This window comes from Streptomyces sp. McG3, assembly GCF_018619185.1.
Taxonomy (GTDB): domain Bacteria; phylum Actinomycetota; class Actinomycetes; order Streptomycetales; family Streptomycetaceae; genus Streptomyces.
Genome location: NZ_JAAXYC010000543.1, coordinates 1 through 1,909, shown reverse-complemented (window position 1 = coordinate 1,909; position 1,909 = coordinate 1). Strand labels below are relative to the sequence as shown.

General features: G+C 71.9%; 2 protein-coding genes. One reads left to right on the top strand and one right to left on the bottom strand.

The genetic code is table 11. The features are described from left to right. Positions 1 to 311: ATP-dependent Clp protease adapter ClpS (gene clpS / locus HET64_RS38285; RefSeq protein ID WP_215111826.1), on the bottom strand; the 311-nt coding region annotated here is incomplete at its 3' end. 79 nt (positions 312 to 390) lie between these two features. On the opposite strand from clpS, the gene HET64_RS38280 reads away from it, so the two are divergent. Beyond that, complete coding sequence (locus tag HET64_RS38280; protein WP_215111825.1) at positions 391 to 1,719, top strand: nicotinate phosphoribosyltransferase; 1,329 nt, start codon at positions 391 to 393, stop codon at positions 1,717 to 1,719. Positions 1,720 to 1,909: the final 190 nt, after the last annotated feature.

The window sequence follows — 1,909 nt, the reverse complement described above, 5'->3', positions numbered from 1 at the left end:
GCTCGGAGATGGGTATAAGAGACAGGTCCGTATCCGTGCATGGCCTGGACGTCGCGTTCCATCTCCTCGCGGCTCCCGCTGGAGACGACGGCGCGGCCCTTCTGGTGCACGTCCATCATGAGCCGGTGGGCCTTGTCCTTCGGATAGCCGAAGTAGGCCTGGAAGACGTAGGTCACGTAGCTCATGAGGTTGACCGGGTCATTGTGGACGAGCGTCACCCACGGGACGTCGGGCTCGGGGACCGCGAAGGTCTCCTCGGCCGAATCGGGACGTTCGATCTCTAGCGGGGTAGCAACGCTCACCTGTCCCATGCTGCCACCCGGGCGGGTCCCGCGCACAAACGGACCCCACATCTCGTCACTTTGACGAATAGGGGGTAGCATCCCAGCCATGAACTCAGCGGACCTCGGGCGACGGGTCGGCGTTCCGTCGACCGCGCTCTTCACCGACCAGTACGAGCTGACCATGGTGCAGGCGGCCCTCAAGGCCGGCACCGCCGACCGGCACTCGGTCTTCGAGGCGTTCACCCGCCGGCTGCCCGAGGGGCGGCGCTACGGAGTCGTCGCGGGCACCGGCCGGGTGCTGGACGCGGTGGAGAACTTCCACTTCGACGACGAGATGATCGGCTTCCTGCGGCAGCAGGGGATCGTCGACGAGCCCACCCTCGAATGGCTGGCCGGCTACCGCTTCAGCGGCGACATCTGGGGCTACCCGGAGGGCGAGGTCTACTTCCCCGGCTCCCCGATCCTGCGGGTGGAGGGTTCCTTCGCCGAGTGCGTGCTGCTGGAGACGGTGATCCTCTCCATCCTCAACCACGACTCCGCCATCGCCGCCGCCGCCTCGCGGATGTCGGCCGCCGCCGGGGGCCGCCGGCTGATCGAGATGGGCGCACGCCGCACCCACGAGCTCTCCGCGGTCGCCTCGGCCCGCGCCGCGTTCGTCGGCGGCTTCGACGCCACCTCCGACCTGGCGGCGGGCTTCCGCTGGGCGATCCCGACCGTCGGCACCAGCGCGCACGCCTTCACCCTGCTGCACGACACCGAGCGCGACGCGTTCCGGGCGCAGGTGGACTCGCTGGGCCGGGGCACGACGCTGCTGGTCGACACGTACGACGTGACCGAGGCGGTCCGGGCGGCCGTCGAGATCGCGGGGCCCGAGCTGGGCGCCGTACGGATCGACTCCGGGGACCTGCTCCTGGTGGCGCACCGGGTGCGGCAGCAGCTGGACGAGCTGGGGGCGACGGGCACGAAGATCGTGGTGACCTCGGACCTGGACGAGTACGCCATCGCCTCGCTGGCCGCCGCGCCGGTGGACGCGTACGGGGTCGGCACCCAGCTGGTCACCGGGAGCGGGCACCCCACCTGCTCGATGGTCTACAAGCTGGTGGCCCGCGCCGGCTCGGCGGAACCGGACGCCCCGCTGGTACCGGTGGCGAAGAAGTCGCTCGGCGCGAAGTCGTCGAAGGGCGGCCGCAAGTGGGCTGCCCGCCGGACCGACGCGCACGGCGTCGCCGAGGCCGAGGTGATCGGCACCGGGCCGGTCCCCGGGGAGCTGGCCGGTCGGCAGCTGCTGGTGGAGCTGGTCCGGGGCGGCGAGGTGATCGCCCGCGAGCCGCTGGAAGCGGTGCGGGAGCGGCACGTGGCCGCACGCTCGGGGCTGCCGATGTCGGCGATCCAGCTGTCCCGCGGCGAGCCGGTGATCCCGACCGAGTACGCCTGAGAACGGCTCGGGGCGGCCCGCGGGGGCCGCCCGGCGTCCGGACCGGCCGGATCCGGAACCGGCGGTTTGGCGGACGGGCTTGATTGTGACGGTCCAGTGCCTAGGCTCGAACCCGCGGACCCACCCGGAAACCCCGGCATCCCCCTCCGCTCGGCGCCATCCCGCTCCGGCCCCACGCGCTACCGCCCCG

Coding starts and splice junctions, on each gene's coding strand:
- HET64_RS38280 (WP_215111825.1), top strand. CDS start 391: ATGAACTCAGCGGACCTCGGGCGACGGGTCGGCGTTCCGTCGACCGCG.